This is a genomic window from Exiguobacterium sp. s64 (genome assembly GCF_018618035.1).
Classification (GTDB): Bacteria; Bacillota; Bacilli; order Exiguobacteriales; family Exiguobacteriaceae; genus Exiguobacterium; species Exiguobacterium mexicanum_A.
In genome coordinates, this window is the sequence record NZ_JACSLH010000002.1 from 76,349 (window position 1) to 93,266 (window position 16,918).

General features: G+C 50.5%; 16 protein-coding genes, 1 other RNA gene and 1 pseudogene. 9 read left to right on the plus strand and 9 right to left on the minus strand.

Annotated elements, in window-relative coordinates; translation table 11 throughout:
* Positions 1–52 precede the first annotated feature (52 nt).
* Both KNP64_RS03940 and KNP64_RS03945 read right to left on the minus strand, forming a co-directional pair.
* Positions 53–958, minus strand: coding sequence for a Gfo/Idh/MocA family protein (locus KNP64_RS03940; RefSeq protein ID WP_138859389.1), 906 nt, complete (start codon positions 956–958; stop codon positions 53–55).
* A gap of 68 nt (positions 959–1,026) precedes the next feature.
* Entirely contained in the window at positions 1,027–1,209 is a 183-nt protein-coding gene (locus KNP64_RS03945; RefSeq protein ID WP_034777673.1) for a hypothetical protein, read from the minus strand.
* A gap of 279 nt (positions 1,210–1,488) precedes the next feature.
* Here KNP64_RS03945 and KNP64_RS03950 point away from each other — a divergent pair, with 279 nt between their 5' ends.
* Positions 1,489–2,364: a DNA/RNA non-specific endonuclease gene (locus KNP64_RS03950; protein WP_214711347.1), complete on the plus strand. Its 876-nt coding sequence runs from the start codon at positions 1,489–1,491 to the stop codon at positions 2,362–2,364.
* Between the two features lie 514 nt (positions 2,365–2,878).
* Here KNP64_RS03950 and KNP64_RS03955 read toward each other — a convergent pair.
* The 3 genes and pseudogenes from KNP64_RS03955 to merR all read right to left on the minus strand — a co-directional run bounded on the left by KNP64_RS03955 (position 2,879) and on the right by merR (position 6,422).
* Positions 2,879–4,201 (minus strand): annotated as a pseudogene (locus KNP64_RS03955) (ISL3 family transposase).
* A 159-nt stretch (positions 4,202–4,360) separates the two neighbouring features.
* A complete protein-coding gene (merA, locus tag KNP64_RS03960; protein WP_002440486.1) occupies positions 4,361–6,001 on the minus strand; it encodes a mercury(II) reductase in 1,641 nt (546 codons plus the stop codon).
* Positions 6,002–6,029: 28 nt separating this feature from the next.
* Positions 6,030–6,422 carry a mercury resistance transcriptional regulator MerR gene (gene merR / locus KNP64_RS03965; protein ID WP_214792018.1) on the minus strand — a complete coding sequence of 131 codons (393 nt, stop codon included), beginning with the start codon at positions 6,420–6,422 and terminating at the stop codon, positions 6,030–6,032.
* A gap of 239 nt (positions 6,423–6,661) precedes the next feature.
* Between merR and KNP64_RS14910 the strand changes: the two genes are divergently transcribed.
* Together KNP64_RS14910 and KNP64_RS03970 are read left to right on the plus strand one after the other, a co-directional pair.
* Complete coding sequence (locus tag KNP64_RS14910; protein ID WP_256441032.1) at positions 6,662–6,790, plus strand: hypothetical protein; 129 nt, start codon at positions 6,662–6,664, stop codon at positions 6,788–6,790.
* Between the two features lie 72 nt (positions 6,791–6,862).
* Complete coding sequence (locus KNP64_RS03970) at positions 6,863–7,795, plus strand: tyrosine-type recombinase/integrase (protein ID WP_214792016.1); 933 nt, start codon at positions 6,863–6,865, stop codon at positions 7,793–7,795.
* Between the two features lie 64 nt (positions 7,796–7,859).
* Here the strand turns inward: KNP64_RS03970 and KNP64_RS03975 are convergent, their stop codons facing one another.
* Both KNP64_RS03975 and rnpB read right to left on the minus strand, forming a co-directional pair.
* Positions 7,860–9,026 carry a THUMP domain-containing class I SAM-dependent RNA methyltransferase gene (locus KNP64_RS03975; protein ID WP_138859385.1) on the minus strand — a complete coding sequence of 389 codons (1,167 nt, stop codon included), beginning with the start codon at positions 9,024–9,026 and terminating at the stop codon, positions 7,860–7,862.
* 105 nt (positions 9,027–9,131) lie between these two features.
* An RNA gene (gene rnpB / locus KNP64_RS03980) (RNase P RNA component class B) lies at positions 9,132–9,499 on the minus strand.
* 121 nt (positions 9,500–9,620) lie between these two features.
* Here rnpB and KNP64_RS03985 point away from each other — a divergent pair.
* Positions 9,621–10,025: a hypothetical protein gene (locus KNP64_RS03985; protein ID WP_034777681.1), complete on the plus strand. Its 405-nt coding sequence runs from the start codon at positions 9,621–9,623 to the stop codon at positions 10,023–10,025.
* A gap of 38 nt (positions 10,026–10,063) precedes the next feature.
* Here KNP64_RS03985 and KNP64_RS03990 read toward each other — a convergent pair whose 3' ends face one another.
* Positions 10,064–11,545 carry a S8 family peptidase gene (locus tag KNP64_RS03990; RefSeq protein ID WP_251126289.1) on the minus strand — a complete coding sequence of 494 codons (1,482 nt, stop codon included), beginning with the start codon at positions 11,543–11,545 and terminating at the stop codon, positions 10,064–10,066.
* A gap of 78 nt (positions 11,546–11,623) precedes the next feature.
* Positions 11,624–12,031, minus strand: a complete 408-nt coding sequence (locus tag KNP64_RS03995) for a hypothetical protein (RefSeq protein ID WP_214763162.1) — start codon at positions 12,029–12,031, stop codon at positions 11,624–11,626.
* A gap of 168 nt (positions 12,032–12,199) precedes the next feature.
* Here KNP64_RS03995 and KNP64_RS04000 point away from each other — a divergent pair, with 168 nt between their 5' ends.
* The 5 genes from KNP64_RS04000 (at position 12,200) to KNP64_RS04020 (ending at position 16,901) form a co-directional block, all read left to right on the plus strand.
* Positions 12,200–13,090, plus strand: coding sequence for a hypothetical protein (locus KNP64_RS04000; protein ID WP_138859382.1), 891 nt, complete (start codon positions 12,200–12,202; stop codon positions 13,088–13,090).
* Between the two features lie 61 nt (positions 13,091–13,151).
* Positions 13,152–13,817 (plus strand): response regulator transcription factor, encoded by a 666-nt coding sequence (locus KNP64_RS04005; protein ID WP_214792014.1) that lies wholly within the window; start codon positions 13,152–13,154, stop codon positions 13,815–13,817.
* Positions 13,814–15,160: a sensor histidine kinase gene (locus KNP64_RS04010; RefSeq protein WP_214711342.1), complete on the plus strand. Its 1,347-nt coding sequence runs from the start codon at positions 13,814–13,816 to the stop codon at positions 15,158–15,160. Before KNP64_RS04005 ends, KNP64_RS04010 begins: the two co-directional genes overlap by 4 nt.
* A gap of 68 nt (positions 15,161–15,228) precedes the next feature.
* Positions 15,229–16,236, plus strand: coding sequence for an ABC transporter permease (locus KNP64_RS04015; protein ID WP_138859379.1), 1,008 nt, complete (start codon positions 15,229–15,231; stop codon positions 16,234–16,236).
* Positions 16,233–16,901, plus strand: coding sequence for an ABC transporter ATP-binding protein (locus KNP64_RS04020; RefSeq protein ID WP_138859378.1), 669 nt, complete (start codon positions 16,233–16,235; stop codon positions 16,899–16,901). The genes KNP64_RS04015 and KNP64_RS04020 overlap by 4 nt, the downstream gene beginning before the upstream one ends.
* Positions 16,902–16,918 lie beyond the last annotated feature (17 nt).

Consider the following 16,918-nt stretch of genomic DNA (forward strand, 5'->3'; position numbering starts at 1 on the left):
CCCTCCTTTTACGGAGTTATTACCCGCTCGACGGACCGCAGAAACGAGACGGTCAGCGCGAAGCCTCTTCTAGTATGCGTTCACAGAGCGCATGCGTCGTCAGACTATCAGCAGCGAGCACCGACTCGTTCGGTTCGCCGTTCAGTAACTTGATGAACGCATCGATCATCGTCGTGAAGCCGCGACGCATAAGGTTCGACTCCCACGGACTCAGAGCCCGCTCGAGCATGCCGTCGCGCGTGAAGTCATACACGCGCTCGACGTCGCGGGACACCCGCTTCAGACGCGGAGACATCACTTCCATCACTTCTTCCGTACAACCGTTGTCGCGGTTCATGATCCCGAGCGCTTCGATCCCACCCGCCGTGAATTGAATCTGCAACTGTTTCAGCGTCTCTCCTTCATAGCGCGTCCGCACCGACAAATTCTCAACCGGTGCGAGCCTCGTCAAGTAACGGAGCGTGTCGACGACGTGGACGAAATCCTCGATGATGAACTCTCGGAGCGTCGCCGGTTGATACGTGCGATTCTTTTGAATGAGGACGAGGTTTTGGTCCGTGACTTCCTTCAAGGCCGCCGTCGCCGTCGCGAAACGACGATTGAAGCCGGTGACGAGTTCGACCCCGTTGTCTGCCGCGAGCCGCACGAGCCGCTCCGTCTCGTCGAGCGAGAACGTGACCGGCTTATCGATGAACACATGGACGCCCCGCTCGAGCACGTAGCCGACCTGGTCCGCGTGGGCCGACGTCGTCGAATGGATCAACACGCCATCCACCTCATCGAGCGGCACGTCTTGTAACGACCGGTAATGGCCGCTGAATCGGTATTTGTCGACGAGCTGCCCCGCTTTCGCCTCATCTCTCGAGACGAGATAGACGTCCACCCCTTCTAATCCGGCATAAACCGGTAAATACGCTTTTTTCGCGACATCCCCTAACCCAACAACCACGATCTTCATTTCAACTTCTCTCCTCTTCGATGGACTGAACAAAACCCCATGGCGTACGCCCGGGGTCGATGGTTCACTTAATGGACGGCAAGAATCTCAAAACTCGTGATCGGCTTGCGAATCGCATCCGACACGATTTGATATAGGTCGGCGAGTTGCTCATTATCCTTTAAATCTGGCGTCCGGTCGAGCTCGACTTCACACGTTCGTGTCGTCTGTTCCTTATCTTGAAACGCATATTCAATCGTATATGTCTGCATGATATGTCTCCTCTCAAGCGATGTATACGTATGTATAGCCTGAAACGAAATGATTGAAACGCCTCGGGTGTGCGACTCAAATCGCTCGAGAGCCCCCTGTTCGACCCGTTCTCCCCCACTGTACCATTCTTACCTAGGGCGACGCCTCCCCCATCTGTGACAAAATCTGTCTCGTTTGTCGGAAGCACGATTAAAACCGCCTCCAATCCGTTTGCTTGAAAATGTGGGCGAAGATTCCTAGAATGGACAAGTATGCATCAAAGACATAGGAGTTTTAACATGAAAAACAATCTTACTTATCTTGCCTTCCCGCTGGCCATGCTGTTGTTGGCCGGTTGCACGAACGAGACAGAACCGAATCCCGAGTCGAAGACGGAATCTCAGGAACAGGTTACCGTTGAGACGGAGCCCCCTGACCAGACCGAAACGAACGATCACTTCACGGGCTACGACTTGATTGAAGTCGAGGGTGGAGATTTGTCAGGCGACCGCGAGCATAATGTCGTCGTCGATATCGGATACGGGGAACGCGAGTACTGGGCGTTCACGAACGAGCACGGACAACTCGTGAAAGTGCTCGCCGACGAGATCGTCTTGCAAGATGATGAGCTCGAGGACGTCACGTCTTCGGGTCGCTATTATTCAGACGAGGCGAAAGTGCCTGGTGTCGAGCATCGCGACCTCGACGAAGGGCACGTCATCGCCGATTCGCTCGGCGGCGTCTCGAACGCCTTCAACATCACTCCGCAAGACAGCACGCTCAACCGCCACGGGGACCAGGCGTACATGGAGAGCGTGATCCGGAGCGCAGGCGGCGCGACCGACTTCGAGGCCATCATCACCTATCCGGATACGGAGACGCAAATCCCTTCACACTATGAGTACACATACACTGTCAAAGGAAATGTTATTACCGATTCGTTCGACAACGTGAACCCGGACGAGGTGAACGAGTCGCTCGGGCTGACCGAGAGTGCGACTGAAGCCGAGTCCGTGTCTGAAGACGGTGACGTCGCGAGCATCGATATGAATGGGAACGGCCAAGTGACGATCCAAGAAGCAAAAGATGCCGGGTTCAGCATGCCGATCACAAGCGATCATTGGCTCTATCCTTACATGCATGACAATGATGGCGACGGGATGGTCGGAGAATAAGCTATCGGGATCACCCACAACGATATGAAAGAATCATCGACGTCACGCTCTTCCTGATCAAAGGGAGAGCGTTTTTTTATGGCGCGTCGATATGAGATTGAATTGTCGGCCCTTCGATATTGTAAAACATAAAATCAAGCAAAAAAAGGACCATAGACGAGTGTCTACGATCCTTCGACCAATTGTTATTTTGAGTCAGCCGACTCAACAGGACGTCTCGGCGGACGCTTGCCGAAAAACTGGTAGTACTGTTTATAACATTCCATCCGTTATCAATCACCATCTCTTGATATCCATACGAAGTAAAATGATTGGGTTGACACCATTAATTATCCACCTAGTCTGCAATGCAGTGTGCAATGCAATATAAATACGATTCTGTGCAATATGGTTTATATAATTTAATAAAACAAATCATTATCCTGTATTATAATAGTAACTCTATACTTAAACGATGCCTTTATACATAAACGCTAAATATCTTGGGTATTCGGATTTCATGGTGGAAAAGGGCTTATAAATCACCCTTCTCCAAATTCTTAATAAGTGTGGAAAAATTGACACCAAAGTTGTCTGTAATGTCGTGATCATTCACTTCATACCAATTGAAAGTATCGTATAACATAGCTTTATTGAAAGCACTTGAATTAAATTGTGGCTTACGCTTTTTATGGAGCTTCTCATTGAAAAGGATTTTGGCTCGTAAGGCATCAAACGAGTAACCTCTACCCATTCGCTCTACCTGCCTAATAATGCTGTTAATTGACTCCGTATAAGCATTAGTGAGCCTTTTATCAAAGTAGTTGAATATTTCGACATGCCAGTTGTCTACGGCTCTCACGAGGTCTTTCTATGCGTCTTTAGAGTTGCTGGACATGCAACGGTGTCTCCATTGACTATAACGAAGATGACCTTCATCTGGATCAGGAGTATCCCATATCCAGTAAAACTCTTCTTTGAGTTCATAGGCTTCTTTTAAAGCAGGAAGATTACCTAACCAAGTATCTAAGAGGAATGATTCACGTTCATTTAGATCGTGTTTACGCTTTAGAAGGATAAACCTTTCACGCATAAGGGTACGTCTTTCTTTTTGGCTTATATGGGCTTTCAAAGACTTTCTGACGTTATCTAAGGCTTGATTAGCCATTCTAACTACATGAAACTTATCTACGACAACTTTAGCGTGTGGAAGGATAGTGTTCACTGCGTCTTTGTAGGGCTTCCACATATCCATTGTGACGTACTCAATGTAAGTCCTGTCACTGATTTCTGAAAGACGTTGGATGACTGTTTCCTTGTTACGGTTAGGCTTGATGTCATAAATAGTCCTGCGTTCAATATTAGTCAATACAAGCCGAGGTCTACGGATAATATGTATCTCGTCTATCCCAAGCCACTTAGGAGTTTCAAACTGGTATTCACGTTCTTTGAGTGCCACATAGTCCTTAAAAACGTTCCTAATGGTTTTCTCGTCAACACCAACGCTTTCTGCGACTTCTACAAAGGTCTTAGACATGGATTGCTCTTGAATGGACTTTAAAAGCCTTTTGGTCATACTACGCTTTTCATCTACAGATATTAGGCGTTCCCAGAAGGTAGATCCGCATTCACGACACTTGTATCGTCTACGGTTCAATTGTAAGCCCACTCGCTTTTAACGAATGGGCAAATCCATAATTAGTTGATTTCTTGAACTGTGTTTGTACAACTTGTCAAAACCACATTCAGGACAACGTTCAGGTGGTCCGACTGCTTCAACTTTAAACATCATATCGGTTTCATTTTCTTGTGGCGGTTCTATTGTTTTAATGTCTGGTAGGGATAATAAGTCTGACATATTATTCATCCTTTATTACTCTGCGGTGTTAAGGTATCAATTATAGATTTGATGTCGAAATCATCAGTGTTAAATTATTTTTGTGACCACAAATGCACTTAGAAAATCCCTTAAAGCATTAGCTGGTTCACTTGAATAGGGAGTTGTAAAAAAGTTCCCTTAGCCTGCACAACAAGATAATTTCGAAATATCTTTATCGAACGTAAGTGCAGCTAATTTTAGCCCTTCAGCCATTGTTAAATATGGTGCTAGGGTTTCTGTTAAATCTTCTATCGTTAAGCCAAATTTAACAGCTAATGATGCTGCATAGATGACATCTCCTGCATTCTCAGATACAATATGAACCCCTAATACTTTTAGTGTTTCTGCATCTGCTACTAGTTTAAATACACCGGTTGTTTCACGGTTTACAATTGCTCTTGGAACAGCATCTAAAGGTAATACAGATGTCTTCACATCATACCCTTTCTCTTTTGCTTGTTCTTCTGTTAAACCAACCGTTGCAACCGTCGGATTCGTAAACGTAACAGCAGGAACTACCGATAAATCTATTTTTTTGTTTAATCCACCAATAGCATTATCAGTAATAATTCCACCTTCATAGGCTGCTACATATACAAATTGTGGTCCTAAAGTCACATCTCCTGCTGCATAAATCTTTTCATTACTTGTTTGACCAAAATCATTGATCAGGATTTCATTATTTTTTCCAGTTTCAACACCTGCTGCACTTAAATTTAAAGAATCCGTATTTGGTTTTCTTCCAGTGGCAACAAGTAACTGATCTGATTCAATGACTTCTCTACTGCCATTTACTGTTACGTAAACCCTTTTTATCTCTCCACTTTGTTCAACACGCTCAAAAGTTGCCCCTTTGACAAGGTTTATACCCTGTTCAATTAACGCTTTTTCAACTGACTCTGAAATCTCAGGATCATACTCCTTTAAAAGTCGCTCACTTCTTTGCATAAGCGTTATTTCTGAACCTAAATGATGAAATAGTTGTCCAAGCTCCATTCCAATGTATCCTGAACCAATTACAGTTAATCGTTTTGGTATTTTCTTTAACTCAAGAAGTGTTGTACTAGTTAAATAGTCCATTTTTTCAAGTCCTGAAATTTGGGGCAACGAAGGCGATGCACCTGTTGCAATTAAAAAGCGTTTTGCAGATAACTTTGCCCCATTGACCTCAACCGTACTAGCATCAACGAATTTTGCTTCACCTTTAATTAAATCAAAATTATATTCATCAATTAAATCCATATATTTTTGATTCCGAAGTTCGCTCACCAATTTATCCTTTTGCGTGATTAAACTAGCTAAATCCACTTCTCCAGCGGATGTTTGTAAACCTATAAACGGATTGTCTTTTGATAAATGATTGATTTCCCCTGCCCTAAGAAGAGTTTTTGACGGAACACAGCCAATATTCACACAGGTTCCCCCAACCGTTCCACGCTCAATCATTCCAACTTTTGCACCGTATTCTATAGCTTTAATTGCCGAAGAAAAGGCAGCAGCACCAGAACCAATAATAAGAAGGTCATAATTGTCTTCATTAATTAACGCCACGTTTTCTAGTGATGATACTTCTTCAATTTCTCCGGCTTGGTAATTTGCTTCATCAATCGCCTTTATTGCACTTTCAACCTCAATATCATCGGGCAGTTCAAATACTGCTTCACCACGACGATAACTAGACTCAATATTTTTAGCACCTATCTTTTCAAGTGCTGATTCTACGTGTTTTTCACAACCCGTACAAGTCATTCCTGAAATGTTTACCTTAAATTTATTCATAAAAAAGCTCCTTTCGTTAATTAATCTCTCATGTTAATGTTTTTATTATTGGACACGAATGTAATTGCTTTTCATCTGGACATCGTTGTTTTAAGTCGTCTAACATAGTTTCAATTCGTTTTAAATCCTCTATTTGTTTTTGCACTTCTTTTTGTTTTTTAGAAACAAATTCGAACATATCTTGACAACGAACTTCATCTTTATCTACAACACCAAGTAATTTATAAATCTCGCTTAAAGAAAAACCAAGTTCCTGTATTCGTTTAATAAACCCAACACGCTTAACGTCATCATATGAATATATCCGATAACCAGCTTCCGTTCGGTGAGGTTCTTGTAATAAATTTTTTCGCTCGTAATATCTGATCGTTTCTTTATTAACTCCACATTTATCTGCAAACTCACTAATGCGATAAATCATCTTATTTCACCCCATGAATATTATAAACCGTGTACCATAGTACACGGTCAAGTAAATTGGACTATTTTATTTTTTTCCCAAAGTATCACTCGTATGTGATTGATACTTTTATATAATATTATTGATTATCCTAACATCCCACCAGAAAATCCGATTTAAACACCAGTTGTTTTTAAACTATTAAGAAAGTAATTCCACTATATATTCCGAAGACCCCTTATTCCAAAGGAGTGAACATCATGGCAAACAGCAAGAAGAACGAGAAGACCGGCAAATGGGAGGTTCGACTCTCTCTGGGGTTCAACGAGGAAGGCAAGCGCGTGCAGCGCTACTTCTCCGACGAGCGAAAGAAGACGGTCGAATATTAGGTCGCCGACCAAATCCGAGCGCAGAAGGAAGGCGAGTTCGTCAAGGTACGTCCGAAAGGACGGGTCGGCGAGGTGCTCGATGACTGGCTCGAGTTTTACATCAAGACGACGATGGCCAAGACGACGTACCACTCATACACGAGTTTCGTCGAGAACGTGCCGGGTTGGTTCAAGCGCCTGAACATGGACAACGTGAAACCGCAGCACTGCCTACGTTTACTCCGTGAATACCTCGACTCTGGCTTACAGCCGAACACCGTCAACATTCGCCGGAGCGTCTATGTCGGCTTCTTCTCCTGGGCGCGCCGTCTGGGCTATTATAAAGGTGACAACCCGATGGCTGCCGTCGAGAAACTGTCGGAGGGCTTGAAAGAATACAAGACGCTCACGCCTGATGAGCTGAGACGTTACCTCGAGACGGCGGATGAGACGATGGCGAATGGTTATCGTACAGCGGTCCACCTGATCGCCTATACCGGCATGCGTGCCCGCGAGGCGACGTCCCTCCGTTGGTCCGACATCGACTTCGACCGGAAACAGATCACGATTGCCCGTACCGCCATCGAGACGAAGGGCGGCTATTCGTTCGAGCAGACCAAAGGGAAAAAGGTGCGGGTCGTCACCATCCCCGACCAGTTGATCCGCTTCCTCGAGAAGTCGCGGCTTCGTCAGAAGTATGACATGGTCAAGTTCGGATGGCGCAACGACGAGGACCTTGTCTGCCTCGGCATCAAGGGCGCCTATGTCTGGTATTCCGGATTGCGACGACGCCATACCCTGACCGTCAAAACGGCCGAGATTCCTGAGATCACGATGCGTGAGTTACGACATACCCATGCGACGCTGCTCATCAAGGCCGGTGTCCATGCGAAGGTCATCCAAGAACGTCTGGGGCATGCCGATGCCAAGACGACGGATATCTACGCTCACGTATTGCACACTACTCAGGGAGATACGGCCGAGCTCTTCTCCACCATGATCGAGGACGTAAAAAAACCGCTCTAGGGAGCGGTTTTCGTGTGTCTGCGGCAGAAAAAAAAAAAGTGTGCAATTAGTGTGCAATGGGTGATTACTTACCCTCTACAAACGTCTCTGTTGAGCGTCTTTTTGGACGTAAACCATAATACTGGTAGTATTGCGTCTCAATATTTCCGTTGTACAGCTTACGGCGTTTCGTCGCTGGACGGCCGTACGCTTTCTCGAAGTCCTCATAGCTCGTCAACATATAGACGCTGTAACCCGGATACTTGGCGAACTGTTGCCCGATCCGCTCGTACAGGTCGATAATCTCTTCTTCGGTCTGCAACCGTTCCCCATATGGCGGGTTCCCGATGATGACGCCGTACTCTTCTTTCGGCTTCAAGGCAGCCGCGTCACTGTGGACGAACGTGATCGCGTCACGGACGTCAGCGAGCTCGGCGTTGTCCTTGGCGAGCTTGACCATACGTGGGTCGAGGTCGATGCCGTAGATTTTGAGCGGTTTGTCCCACTCCGCTTTCTCGTTCGCTTCATTGATTGCCTCATACCAAGCTTTCTTCGGTACGCACGGCCAGTCTTGTGAACAGAACTCACGGTTGAGACCAGGTGCGATGTTGCGACCGATGAGCGCCGCCTCGATGGCGAGCGTCCCAGAACCGGTGAAGACGTCATAGAACGGCATGTCCGGCTTCCAGTTCGTCAGCTGGATCATCGCCGCGGCCATCGTCTCTTTGAGCGGTGCCTGTGAGTGAAGCTCACGGTACCCGCGACGGTGAAGCGCGTCACCTGACGTGTCGATCGTGATCGTCGCCACATCTTTCAACAAGGCGACTTCGATTGGATAGTACGCGCCTGTCTTCGGAAGCCACTCGCCCGGCTTGTCGTATCCGCGTTGCATCGCGTCGACAATCGCCTTCTCCGTGATCTTCTGACAGTCGCGGATCGAGAACAACTTCGACTTGACCGAGCGGCCGTCGACGATGAACCGGGCGTCCCACGGCATGAGATCCGTCCAAGGCAGTTCGACCACACCGTCGAACAGTTCCGTGAACGTCGTCGCTTTGAACTCGGCGACGACGAGCTTGACGCGGTCGGCCGTCCGGAGCCAAAGGTTGAGACGTGGAATGTCCTCCATCTCCGCGTCGATATAGACACGTCCGTTCTCGACCTCACACGTGTAGCCGAGGTCACGTACTTCTTTGGCGACGAGAGCCTCGATGCCCATCGCCGCGGTGGCGATCAGTTTACGTTTTGCCATACTATCCCTACTTTCTATAGTGTAACTCCTAAAATGGTCATGTAAAAAGGAGCTCAAGTAGGATTGCTTGAACTCCTGGTCAATGTTAAGTGAGAGACTATGCTGTCCTGTAAGCCATGTTCTGTACTCCGGTGCTCATAACGGTCTCCCTGGCACGATGGAGTGACAATCATCTATCTGCGCCGATTGGCGCCTTCCGTCCCGTTCGGTTCCAGTCAGGAAGTTCCCCTACCATAGTTTGGGTTTCTCGCTCGTGGGGTTTACCTCGTTCCACTCTGAACGTTTCCGATCAGACTCCGTCACTGTGGCACTTTCAAGAAGCTTGCACCATATCCGAGGACTTAGGTGCTTCTTCTGCCGTCAACTTGCGTTGCCTACACTTATCTTTTCGTGTAGCACGATCACTACAGCCATCACAGGCTGTGCGAGCATGGACTTTCCTCAAGACTTGCGTCCCGCGATTGCCCAGACCTCATAGTCACTTTACCCATTGTAGCGGATAACCCGCGAAATGACAACCGAGAACCTGAACTTGATTTTCATGGGCGTCAGCGCTAAAATAAGGCGTGTTCCATTGAACAAGGAGGGATTTTGATGCGTCAAGATGCAAAAAACGGTTGGATTCAACGACTGACCTATGTGATTGAAATCGATGACATTAAAGCGCTCCACCCGAACAACGGCGTGTTCGCCTTCTACCGGAATAATCGACTCGTTCGAGGATTCGAGCCGTTTGACATCAAAGCACCAAATGAATTGTCCAAACGTTCGTATCACTTCGACCATCATAACTTGGCCCACTTACAGGAACGTTTTCCTGAATCAATCCCGACGTTCGACGCGTCGACACAGACACGTCGCGCCTGGAGCGACGACGTCCGCGTCGGCCTCTGCGAGATCATCGTCGACGGGAAACTGAGTTTTGAACATATCGACGATAACGGCAACGTCTTAGAAGCGAATATCCGTTGGAGTGGTGAAGCCATCACGAAAGCATAAATCAACACCCGAAGCCAGCATTGGCTCCGGGTGTTTTTTTATGTCGATTCCGCCGAAGTGTCCGTCTCGACTTGAACCGATTGCGGCGCATATTTGACCGTCACCACTTTTTCAGTGACGTCGGTCGGCTTCAACAGCACCGTATAGGCCGATCCCGTGTCACCACGAACAGGGAACTTGCCCGGTACATGAAGCGCTTCATAGACGACTTTCTTGTTCGCGTCGAGCACGGTGACGACGCCTTTTCGGGACGTGGTCAACTCAAACGTTCCGGCATCGGCCGCTCTGACCGTGACTAACGGCTTGACGGCGTTCACATAGGTGAACGAACGATTGACCGAGCGTTTGTGTTTCCCGTCGGTGACGGTGGCATACAGGCAATATTTCCCGCTCGGTAACCAATCTCCTCCGGCATACATCGTAAACATCGATTTCCCGGCTGAGAGCGTCTTCACTTTACGCGTTCCTTGATACAACGTATACGTCGTCTTCAAGTTCGACTTTTTCATGACCGTCAGTTTCGCTTCTTTCACATAGCGGCTCTTGAGCGTCGATGGTGCGGAGAGCGCGACCGGTCGTGGCGTCGCATCGATCAGCCGCTTCGTGTTGAGCTCGGTATACGTCTTCCCGCTCGCACGTGGCATTTTTTGAAGCAAAGCATCGATGTCGGCCGGCGTCAGGAACGGATTGACCGATTTGACGAGCGCGATCCCAGCCGACACCATCGGCGCCGCCATCGATGTCCCGTCCATGTAGACGAAGCTATTTTTCACGCCGAGCGACAAGACATTCACCCCGGGCGCCACGATTTTGACTTGGCTGTCCATATTGCTAAAAGCAGCGACACGGCGGTTTGCGTCGATCGCCCCGACCGCGATGACTTCTTTCATATTGGCCGGGAACGACGTTTTCTTCTTCCCGTCATTCCCGGATGAGGCGACGATGACGACACCTTTGGCACGGGCGCGACGAATCGAGTCGGCGAGGACGCGGTCATAGTCTTGACCTCCGAGCGACATGTTGATGACGTTCGCCCCTTTCGCGACCGCCGTGTCAACCGCCTTGGCGACCGTCCAAGAATCCGTGTACTCCGAATTTTTGCCGTAAAAGACGTTATAAAAATGATAACGCACGTTTGGAGCGAGCCCTGCCATTCCGAACTTGTTGTGACGTCCGGACATGATGCCTGCCGTGTGCGTGCCGTGATAGTCGACACTATACGGGCCTTTCATCGAGTTGACGACACGCGGGACGTTATACAGCTCTTTATGACTCCGGTCGGCCGATGAATCGATCAAAGCGATGACGATGTCCGACGCCCCTCGGGTCGTATTCCACGTCAAGTCGGTACCCGTTTGCTTGATATAGTACTGATGACCGACCCTAGGCTCGGCCACGACATAGCCGTGCTTTTCCAACAGCACCGGTTTGGCCGCGTCCACAGACGTAGGGACAAGCAGCGCGAGCGCTGCTGCAATCATAATTTTTTTCATCGCCTTCCGCTCCAATCCACACTTCATAAGATGACCCCATTATCTCAAATCACGCGGTTAATTTCCCTTTTTTTCAAAAAATAGATTGTGACATTTTTGAGACGCTTACCAATAGTCCGGCTGGTCAGGGTCGTGCATCTCGTATTCAATGATTTTTCCGATCGTCAAATACGTGTAATAGCGCGCCAGCTCCGTCCGATACGGGTCAGGTGTGAATCCGTCCAAGTCCTCGCCAAGCGGTGAGCCGTCGATCGTCTCGAACTGTTGACAGAAGAACGATTCCGTCTCCTTGTCCCAGACGATATTGTCGCCGATATAGCCGCTCCCGAACCGGATATAATCGATGATGGAAGGCACGATCACCTCGGCCGGAAGCCGCTCACTCATGCGGCCGACCAATTCATAGCGGTCCCGATCGGCATACTCGGCTTGGTCGAGGGACGTACATTTCAAGACCTCTTTATTGATTTCAATCAAGACGACATAGTCCCCCGGATCAATCGATAGCTTCATCTCATCACCTCATCTTAACTTCCACATAGCTCTATCTTAACAAATATTCGGAACGAAACCGCGAAATCCTGTATGCCTGTAAAATTTTCCATCTGGTCGATTCATACAACATGACGAAATCTGTTTTTGGTATACTGAATGAGATGACATGAAGAGAGGAAGTGCAGTATGGCCAAACGCCCTTTGACCCCTCGCGAGAGTGAATTGATCGCCACGGCCTTGTTCGTCGTCGGGAACGTCCCTTACGTCGGGCACATCGACCGGCTCGAGTCGATCACGCTCCGGGATATCGCAGACGACTATTTGAGTGGAAAAAATTCCGTCGCCGACGCCGTCGAGGCGCTCGACCAATACATCTATGTCCGACGACACCGTTTCAAAAACGTCACGCCGAACAACCTTTGGACGCTTGACGATCGGACCGAGCAGGAGGCACTCCGCTATATCGTGCGCCGGCCTGAGCTGAAGAAAGGCGAGACGCTCAGCAAAAAGGATCAACCGTTCACTGTGGGCCAAGATATCGAGTTCAAGGTCGATAAACAGCTCGACCGCGGCCAGTTCCGGATTTACATCGGTAAACTGAACGGCTACACGGTGAAAGCCCAGTCGAAAGATAAGGAAAAACTCAAATCGGTCAAAGGATGGATCACCCACCTCGACCGGAAAGACCGACTCGTTTTTGTCAACATTTCCGAGTTCGGGCGCGAACCGATCGACCCGGACGCCAAAGTCCGGCTTGAGGCGATGAGCGCCGCGCTGCTCGGCTGGTTCGCCACCGCCACGTTACCAACCGAGGATGAAGCGATGACGGCCAAACAGATGATTGCCACGCTCCAGCGCCGTGACCAACCGTACTGGTTCACGTTGACTGTCGCGATGAACCATCCGAAGCCCGAGCACGTCAAGCGTTGGGGCACAGTCGTCAACCTGCTCGTCAAGGCGAGCGCCGGCGACGCTTCTGCTCTTGAGACACTCGAGGCGCAAGAAGACAAGTATTTCAAAGACGCCTTCTTGCGGGCGCTTCGGGCCTTGCATAAAGAACTGACCAAAACGACATAACATGCAGGTGACCTGCCACGGGTCACCTGTTTTCGGTGTCGTGATAGAAAGGAAGAGAGCGATGCACGTACTGATTGTAGAGGACGATTTGGCTATCCTTCACCTCGTTGAGACCACGCTACAACGAGCCGGACATACGGTGACAGCGGTCATGGATGGGGCCGACGCCGAGCGACTGTTTATGGCGAACCCTGCCGATGCCGCGATCATCGACATCTTGCTGCCCGGCCTCGACGGACGGACGCTCTGCTCACGTCTGAAGCAACTGACGGACATTCCCGTCATTTTATTGACCGCCCTCGGGGAATGGGAAGAAAAACGAAGCGGCTTCGAACAAGGGGCCGATGATTATATGACAAAACCGTTCATCCCGGAAGAGCTGCTGTTCCGCCTTCAAGCCGTCGCAAAACGTTACGCCAAAAATGCGGCCACACTCGTCACAGTCGGACCGCTCAAGCTCGACTTGCGCGATTATCGCCTTGAACTGAACAATGAGACGATCCACCTGCCGAAAAAGGAGTTCGAGCTGCTCTATCAGCTGGCGGCGTTCCCGGGCCGGGTGTTCACCCGGGATGAATTAATCGAACAAGTATGGGGCCTTGACTTTGAGGGCGATGACCGGACCATCGATGTGCACATCAAACGGCTCCGAGGCCGCTTGCATGACGACACGATCACGATTCGAACGGTTCGGGGCGTCGGCTATACGCTCGAGGTCTCGCCATGAAGACGCTCTATACCCGGATCGTCCTGACCGTGTTCATGATTTTGCTCTTGTCCGGCGCCATCGCCCTTCTCGTCAGCAATGTCGCCTATTACGTCTGGTGGCAGCCGTCCTACAGCGAAAAGACCGAACAGACGGCACAAGCCGCCCTTGACTACTTCGAGACGCATACGGACAGTGAGGCATCGGCCTTTTATCGATTGCTCGCTCAGACGGGCTATCAACTCCTCGTCGTGCGTCCTGACGGTGAGGTCGACCGCTATGGAGGTTCGTTCCGGGACGAGCAACTCGACGAAGCCGTCATCGCCTCGGTCCGGTCCGGCGAACGCTACGACGGGATGCGCGCTTATCCGTTCCACTTGTTTTGGCTCGGCTTGTTCGACAATGAAGTCGTCAACACGTATGGCTTCAGCCTGGACGGGGAAGATGCCGTCTTCATCCGCCCCGACCTTGGCGCCCAAATCCGAGAATTGCACTTGTTCGTCGGCTTGTTCTTTGCACTCCTGACCGGCCTCGCCTTCATCTTGATCGCCCTATCGACAAGCCTGATCGTCCGACCGGTGCGCACATTGACAGATGCGACCCGCTCCGTCGCATCCGGGGCCCGTCCGCTCGATCTCCCGACCGAGCGCAACGATGAGATTGGAACCCTCGCCCGTCGTTTCTCTGACATGGTCGACTCACTGGAGAAATCCGAGGGTGAACGGCGTCGCTTCGTCTCAAGCGTCTCGCACGAATTCCAAACACCGCTCACCTCAATCAAAGGCTACGCCTCGGAACTGGCCGCCCGAACCGAAGGGGACGCCTTGATGTATGCCGGGATCATTCGTGACGAGACGGATCGCCTCTCGGATTTGACAAAACAGTTGCTCCTGCTCGCCCGGCTCGACGAGTCGAACGTGTCGCTCTCCGAACAAGTTGATGTGAGCGCATCGATCGAGGACGTCATTCGTCGCCATGCTTTCCAGCTGGATGAGAAAGGGATCGCCGTTGCGACAGAGCTTGACACATCGCTCGTCGTGACCGGCGACCCGCTCTTATTGGCCCAAGTCTGGACCAACTTGTTGACGAACGCGATTCACGCCTCTCATGACGGGGGGCTGATCACCATCAAAGCGTATGCAGCCGATCGTCCGACCGTCTCGATTCAAGATGCCGGCGTCGGAATGGATGAGGCGACGCAGGCACGCCTGTTCGAACGTTTCTATAAAGGAGATATCTCTCGGACCGGGCGGGGCACCGGTCTCGGACTTGCTATTGCCCAAGACATCGTCCGCCTGCATGGCGGTGAGATGACGGTCGAATCCCGTCTCGGGACAGGGAGCACCTTTTACGTCCGGTTTTAGTCCCGTTCATATTCTGTTCATATCCGTCAGTTATGCTTCCTTCATCGCTATGAAGGAGGCTTTTTTGTATGAATTTAGCATTTAAAGAAATGTGGCGGCAAAAACGAAAATTTTCATTAATTTTTGTCATCACCCTACTCATCGTCTTATTGTCGACGTTGATCACCGGGCTTGCCGATGGGCTCGCCTATGACAACGGGGCCAGTTTGCGTGAACTCGACACCGAGACGTTTCAGTTGGCTGAGGATGCGGACGGGCAACTGACCCGCTCGTTCATCGAACTGCCGACGCCAGAAACACTTACACCGCTCGGGGTCAAACCGTTGACACTCGTCGATGGGACCGTGAAACAGGACGCCACGCTATTCACGTTACCGCGGGATTCTGACATCGGACCCGCCCTCGATCTCGCCGTCGGCGAAGTCCTCGTCGATCCAAGCTTTCTCGGGGACTTTAAACTCGGGGACACGATTCAAGATTTCACGACCGGCTACTCATTCACCATCGCGGGGACGACGGACGGACGTTACAGTCATGCACCCGTCATGTGGGCATCGATGGAGACGTGGGAGGCGTTCCAAGCAGACAGCGGACAACCCGAATACGTCTCGGCCTGGCTCGGAGAAACTGAGACGTCGCTCGCAACGCTCTCCAAACAAGACGTCGTCGAGGCCGTCCCGGGCTATACAGCCGAACAAGGCACGTTCACGATGATGCGCGGCTTCTTATTGTTCATCGGTGCGTTCATCTTGACCGCATTCTTTTATATGTTGACGCTCCAGAAACTGCCAGAACTCGGAATTTTGAAAGCGATCGGGATTCGCCCTCGTGTGATCGGCACGGCGCTCGTCACGCAAGTCATGGCAACGGTGCTCGTCGCGAGCCTGTCGGCAGCCGCCTTGACGGCCCTCGTCGCCTCGTTCGTCCCAACTGATATCCCATTCCGTTTCGATGCGGGACATGTGCTGCTCTACAGTGTGATCATGTTCGGGCTCTCACTCATCGGTACGTTGTTACCGCTTTGGAAACTGCGTCACCTTGACGCCGCCGACGCTTTAGGAGGGACATTACAATGAAATTGATGAACATCAGCCACGCCTATGACGGACAATCTGTGTTGCGTGGAATCGATTTGCAGGTCGATGCCGGGGAATGTATCGGCATCATCGGACCGAGCGGCAGCGGGAAAAGTACCTTGCTCCAAATTCTCGGACTATTGAAACGACCGGTCTCGGGACAGGTCGAGCTCGAAGGACGAGACTTGCTCGGTGCCACTGAAGAAGAGCGACGCCTCTTGAGGCTGAACGAAATCGGATTTGTGTTCCAGCAAGCACATCTCGTCCCTTACTTGACGGTCCGGGAACAACTCGAGCTCGTCCAGGCCGAGAGCGAGTCGAAACAAGATCCGATTCGGCTGCTCGACGCGCTCGGTTTGGGGCATCGTCTCGACCAGTTACCAGGGCAACTGTCCGGAGGCGAACGTCAACGTGTCGCGGTCGCTCGGGCCTTGGTCAATCGCCCCCGACTGATTTTGGCCGATGAGCCGACGGCGAGCCTCGATTATGAGAATGGCCGACGGGTGATGGAGTTGCTCGTTACTGAGGCACGGATGAGTGCGCGACGGGTCATCGTTATCACCCATGACGAACGGATGCTCGACGTCTGTGACCGGGTCCTCATGCTTCAGGACGGCCTGCTCCAACCGTCGCCCCGACATCAAAACAGGGAAGACCGCGATTGAGGCGGCCTTCCCTGTTG

Coding starts and splice junctions, on each gene's coding strand:
- KNP64_RS03995 (WP_214763162.1), bottom strand. CDS start 12,031: ATGAAGCTATCGATTGATCCGGGGGACTATGTCGTCTTGATTGAAATC.
- KNP64_RS03990 (WP_251126289.1), bottom strand. CDS start 11,545: ATGAAGTGTGGATTGGAGCGGAAGGCGATGAAAAAAATTATGATTGCA.
- KNP64_RS04010 (WP_214711342.1), top strand. CDS start 13,814: ATGAAGACGCTCTATACCCGGATCGTCCTGACCGTGTTCATGATTTTG.
- merA (WP_002440486.1), bottom strand. CDS start 6,001: ATGAATAAATTTAAGGTAAACATTTCAGGAATGACTTGTACGGGTTGT.
- KNP64_RS03975 (WP_138859385.1), bottom strand. CDS start 9,026: ATGGCAAAACGTAAACTGATCGCCACCGCGGCGATGGGCATCGAGGCT.
- KNP64_RS14910 (WP_256441032.1), top strand. CDS start 6,662: ATGGCAAACAGCAAGAAGAACGAGAAGACCGGCAAATGGGAGGTTCGA.
- KNP64_RS04015 (WP_138859379.1), top strand. CDS start 15,229: ATGAATTTAGCATTTAAAGAAATGTGGCGGCAAAAACGAAAATTTTCA.
- KNP64_RS03940 (WP_138859389.1), bottom strand. CDS start 958: ATGAAGATCGTGGTTGTTGGGTTAGGGGATGTCGCGAAAAAAGCGTAT.
- KNP64_RS03950 (WP_214711347.1), top strand. CDS start 1,489: ATGAAAAACAATCTTACTTATCTTGCCTTCCCGCTGGCCATGCTGTTG.
- KNP64_RS04020 (WP_138859378.1), top strand. CDS start 16,233: ATGAAATTGATGAACATCAGCCACGCCTATGACGGACAATCTGTGTTG.
- merR (WP_214792018.1), bottom strand. CDS start 6,422: ATGATTTATCGCATTAGTGAGTTTGCAGATAAATGTGGAGTTAATAAA.
- KNP64_RS04000 (WP_138859382.1), top strand. CDS start 12,200: ATGGCCAAACGCCCTTTGACCCCTCGCGAGAGTGAATTGATCGCCACG.
- KNP64_RS03945 (WP_034777673.1), bottom strand. CDS start 1,209: ATGCAGACATATACGATTGAATATGCGTTTCAAGATAAGGAACAGACG.
- KNP64_RS03985 (WP_034777681.1), top strand. CDS start 9,621: ATGCGTCAAGATGCAAAAAACGGTTGGATTCAACGACTGACCTATGTG.
- KNP64_RS04005 (WP_214792014.1), top strand. CDS start 13,152: ATGCACGTACTGATTGTAGAGGACGATTTGGCTATCCTTCACCTCGTT.